The sequence below is a fragment of the Candidatus Parvarchaeota archaeon genome (genome assembly GCA_016866895.1).
Taxonomy (GTDB): domain Archaea; phylum Micrarchaeota; class Micrarchaeia; order Anstonellales; family VGKX01; genus VGKX01.
Map to the genome: position 1 here is coordinate 1 of VGKX01000091.1, position 4,947 is coordinate 4,947.

At 48.0% G+C, this 4,947-nt stretch carries 4 protein-coding genes; all 4 read left to right on the forward strand.

Features of this window, described 5'->3' with window-relative positions; all coding sequences use genetic code 11:
• Window positions 1-614: 614 nt before the first annotated feature.
• Window positions 615-1,382, forward strand: a complete 768-nt coding sequence (locus tag FJZ26_04115) for a hypothetical protein (GenBank protein MBM3229590.1) — start codon at window positions 615-617, stop codon at window positions 1,380-1,382.
• Between the two features lie 118 nt (window positions 1,383-1,500).
• Window positions 1,501-2,337, forward strand: coding sequence for a hypothetical protein (locus FJZ26_04120; protein MBM3229591.1), 837 nt, complete (start codon window positions 1,501-1,503; stop codon window positions 2,335-2,337).
• A 76-nt stretch (window positions 2,338-2,413) separates the two neighbouring features.
• A complete protein-coding gene (locus FJZ26_04125; protein MBM3229592.1) occupies window positions 2,414-3,574 on the forward strand; it encodes a carboxypeptidase regulatory-like domain-containing protein in 1,161 nt (386 codons plus the stop codon).
• Between the two features lie 55 nt (window positions 3,575-3,629).
• Window positions 3,630-4,947, forward strand: a 1,318-nt coding sequence (locus tag FJZ26_04130) for a TldD/PmbA family protein (GenBank protein MBM3229593.1), incomplete at its 3' end; no start/stop codon positions are given.

Consider the following 4,947-nt stretch of genomic DNA (forward strand, 5'->3'; position numbering starts at 1 on the left):
AGGCGAAATAAGAATTGGAGAGGAAACGCTGGAAGTCGGGGATGCGCCCCTGAAACTCCAGGCAGGCTCCATACAGCAGTACAAAATCCCGGCAAAAAGCTTGTGGAACGAGCCAATTCCGGCTTCAGCAACTCTCAAAATCATGCGCGGAACCGAAGTCCTTGTTCAGACGGCCCCAAGTGCTACTGCCAGCGTCCCAGGTTGGTCAACAACGGACCTTGTGGTTTTTGTTGATGCTACAAGCCTACAGCCAGCGCTTTATGATGCAACTGTTGAAATAACCTACAAGGACAAAAAGGCCACAAAAGACCTAAAGCTGCAGGTGGTATCCAAAATAGGCGGCGAGCCGATAACGCCCCCTCCGTTGCAAAACAATACTAACACAACCGGTAACCAGCCGCCTCCTCCACAGCCCTCGGACAACAATTTTACATTCATCGCAGCAGCCATAGTGGTGGTGTTCCTGGGCGCCATACTCTTTTTGAAAGGCAAAGCCGGGGGAGGCGGGCAGCAACAACCTCAAAGCCCCACACAGCCCCAGGGGGAGCAGTTTGAGCAGTACCAGCAGCCTCAGCAGCCAGCCTCAAAGGACAACTATAGCGAGGAGTGAGAGCATGATGAAAAAACTACTTGCAATTCTACTTGTTTCAATCTTGTTTTTCGGCTGCACCCAGCAAGCCCAGCTGCAAAATCCGCCTTCTAAAGAGCCGGTCAAAACACCGCCAAAAACGCAAAGTCCTGCCGCAAAGGACACAACTCCGCCTGAGCTGAAATTGTCCGGCTTTGCTGAAACAACGGACAAACCCTTGCTTGACTTTAGCGGTACAACCGAGCCGAGTGCAACTGTAAAAGTCAATGATGCTGCAGTAAAGGTGGCAAATGGCAAATTTTCCTATTCGGCAAGCCTTGTTGAAGGAGAAAATATCATAGTGGTTGTGGCAGCAGACAAGGCAGGAAATAAGAAGACAATTACAAAAACAATTGTTTATACCAAACCCCAGGCCCCAATCGACACTTCAAAGGACAGCTACGTACCAGCTAATGGGGTTGTAAACACCCAGGAGCTCAAAATCCATCTTGGAGTTGGCCCGGCTTCAGCAGGCAAGGACGGCTTTGACATTGATATGGCAAAACTGATGCCAGGTTCCACATCTGAGACAATGATGGCACTGTCCAATAAGCTTGACTCTGCAGTGCATCTTGAGTATTCAATTAGCGGCAGTGCTTCAGGCGTTGTCAAGCTCCCCGCGCCAGTAACCCTTTACAAGCTTGGCGAGCAGAGGTTTGTCAAGCTGACAATAGCCGTGCCCCCTGAGCTTGCATATGGTGACTACGAAGGCGTCCTGACTATAAAGGAGACGAGGGAGAGGGCAAATCAGTAGGCTTTTGGCCCTGGCATATACCTAAATCTCCTTACAATCAGCCTTTTTGCCTTTACTCTTATTTTTATTTTACTCTGCCGTATCAGAGTGCAAATATCCCTAAGTGCAAGGTAAAACCATGCTTTCGATTCCAAGGCCAAAATCTGCGATTTTCATTTTTATCGCCTTTTTTTTCCTAATTGTCTTATTTGGCTGCACGAGCGTTGAATCAATCAAAGAAAACAATTTAGGTAAAAACCAGTCTCCTGGCACCTTGCAGGAAAACCAGGCCCAGAAAGTAAAGTTTTTTGTTTTGCTTGACAATTTTCCGGATTTTTCAAACAAGTCTCCAATTTTTGTGTCTGGAAAAACAAACCAGGGAAACAGGGTCGTTATTAACGGCAGGAGCGCACAAGTCATGGCAAATGGCACTTTCAGGCTTCAAACAATCCTGTCTGAAGGCAAGAATATGATTGAGGTAGTGGTTTCAGATTCCTATGGCAACAAGAACACAATTAAAAAGACAGTTGAACTTGTAAGTTACAAAGAGAATTTGTCCATGGGTAATGCAAGCGATACAGCCTCCACTCTTGCCAAAGACCTATACGTGCCACCAAATGGCACTGTCCGCGTCCAGTCAATCCCTGTGCACTTTAAAATCATACCGCGAACCACGCAGAAAATAGGCATAAATCTCCCCTCTCAAAATCTTCTTGAATTTGGCTCTATAATGCAGGGAACCAATACGGCCCTAATCAAATCAACAAACACTCTGACTCTTGAAAACAAGTTACCTTCCCCTGTGCATATCTACTTCAATGCAACCGGGGCTGCAGCGCCTTACATTGTCCTTCAAGGGCCCCTTACCCTTTACGGCCTTGCTGAAAAAAGGGTTGTTGCAATCACGGTTTTTGCACCTCCTAATTCGCCCATAGGTGAATACAATGGGACGCTGCAAATAACTGAGATTCGCTAATTCACATATTATTTTCCTTGCAACATGCCACCTCATGTAGCAAGTTATTTAAGTCTCCCGCCCGATAGACTAGGGCATGGGCAAAATAATGGCAGCCAAGACAGAAGTAAATTTGAATGCCCTTGCCTACATCCTTTCAGCTTTTATTGTCTTTGGCGCATTTTCGAATCCGGCCTTTTCACAATGGGTAATCAAGCTCAACATCTCCCCCAACACCGATTTTGCCGTAATCCCTCATGAGCTTGACTTTGGGGAACTTGGCAGCGGCAGGATGTACACTCTTTACGTTGAAAACACGGGCAACGTGCCTTTGAACTTGAGCATTGCCTCAAGTGACATGTCAATACTTCAAGGTGCATATGCAGTTGCCTCAGACGAATCCAATGAAGGGGGGCCTTCCTGCCCAAGCGAATACGAAGGGGCCCTGTCCGAGCAGTTCTCAAAGGCCTGTGACAACCTAGGGTTTTTGGATTCTGCAGACAGAATTGGCATTTCTATTCGTCTTGCGCCAAAACCAAATGCCCAAAATGGCGCCTATTCCACAAACATCCTGGTAAAGGGCTACTCTTCCAGCAAAGAAAAATCGGGCTCACTGAAAGTGAATTTCAAAGTCAGCCCAAAGCCTGCAGCAATCCAGGCTCCAAAGCTTGTTGACACAGGCAGCCAAACATCCCTTGAAGTTATTGATGAATCAGGCAGGCCGATACAGCTTGCAGTTGTGCTTGTAACCGACCCAGAAGGAAACCAGCAGCAATTACGCGCAGACAAAAGCGGCCAGGCGAATTTTGTTCCAAGTGCCCAAGGCGATTACACTTTCAGCGTTGTTGGCAGGCAATCACTCAATGCAACTGTGAAATCCCTTTATGCAAGGCCACAAATCAGTGCGCAAGGCCTAAAGACCGCACTTGAAAATCCATCCATGCTTCCCTCCTTCATCACCAATGCAATAATTGTTGCCGCGGCCAGCTTGCTTGGAATTGTGATTTCCGTCCCCTTCATCGCCCTTGCCATTGCCTTCTATGCCTTCATTTCCTACACAAAAGCAGGCCAGAATTTTGCTGAGTCTGTGTCGGGCCGCTTTGCCAGCCAAAAGCGCGCTTCACATCATGAAAAGCCGCACAGCCATGGCAAGGCTTTGGGACAAAACCATCAGCGCAGCGCAACAGACGGAGGTCACCAGCACCAAAGCAACGAGATCAAGCACCATCATAAAATTCCGGATGATGGATACTACTAGTGCGCATTGCCGAGTAATCAATTCGCTTTTTTGAAAACCTACTGAAAGTGAGAAAATGGACATTGACCTAGCTTCAATTGCCGATTCCATAAAGCCTGATGGCGCCAAAAGCCTTGAGCTGTATTTTGAGAAATGCGAGTCAACCTCATTTTCCTGCCTTGACAACACCATCAGCTCAAGTGAAAGCGATTTTTCCCAGGGTTTTGGCATCAGGGTTTGCGACAAAGACGGAAGGCTCGGTTTTGCCTTTTGCGACTCGCAAGGCCAGCTTGAAAAGACTGCGTCAAGGGCATTTTCCCTGTGCCGCCATTCAACTGCCGCCCCGGGGTTTGTTTTTCCCTGCAGGCAAAAATATGCACCAATCCCTGCTTTGCTCTCAAAGCAGATGCACCGCATTGCCGCTTTGCCTGAAAGCGATGCAAAATCCCTATTTTCTGCCTTGATTGAAGCCTCAAGAAAAGGGGGTTGCAGCGCACTTGAAGGCTCTTTTTCTCTCGAATCATCAGAAATTTCAATAGCAAATACAGCCGGTTTGTACGCAGCAGCGCAAGAGGCTTCTATAGCCGCGTCAATCCAGTCAAAGTACCAAGATTCATCGTACTTTGCCGCCATTGCCTCCCAATCGCTTTCAAGTCTGGAGGCCAATCTTTCTGAGCAGGGGGAGCTTGCGGCAAGCCATGCAAAAGCCTCCTGCGGGGCTAAAAAAACCCCTTCTGGCAAGTATGATGTTTTGTTTGAGCTTACTGCCATTTCTTCGCTTATTGGCGACATTCTCATGCCGTCATTTGACTCTAAAAACATCAGGCGCGATGTCTCAAGGCTTTCAGGAAAGCTTGGGCAGCGCATTTTTTCGCAAAGCCTGACTCTTGCCGATGACCCACTTGAGCAAAATGCAACCTATTCCAAGTTTGACGGGGAGGGGGTTGCATCAATGCCAAAAACACTTGTGGAAAAGGGAGTTGTGAAAAATTTCCTTTTTGACTCGCGTTCGTACTCGCTTTTTTGCAAGCAGCAAAGCCAACATGCAGGGGAAACGGGCAATAGGGGCCTGGCGGCCAATGAAGCGGCATTGGGGAATTGCTCAAGAGGGTCCTATCAGTCTCTTCCCGGAATTGGAGAGTCAAACCTTGTAATCCGGCCCGGGCGGGCCAAATCCCTTGAGCAGCTTGCAGGCAGCAGCTACATTCAGTTGCACTCATTTCACGGAACTCACACAGCAAACACCACAACTGGCGATTTTTCAGTTGTAATTGACCTTGCATACTTGTGCCAAAAGGGGCAGGGGGGCTCAATAAAGAAAACCCCGATTAGGGGCAACATATTAACAGGAAACGTCTTCTCGCTTCTTGGCGGAGAAATGACCGTCGAAGCCA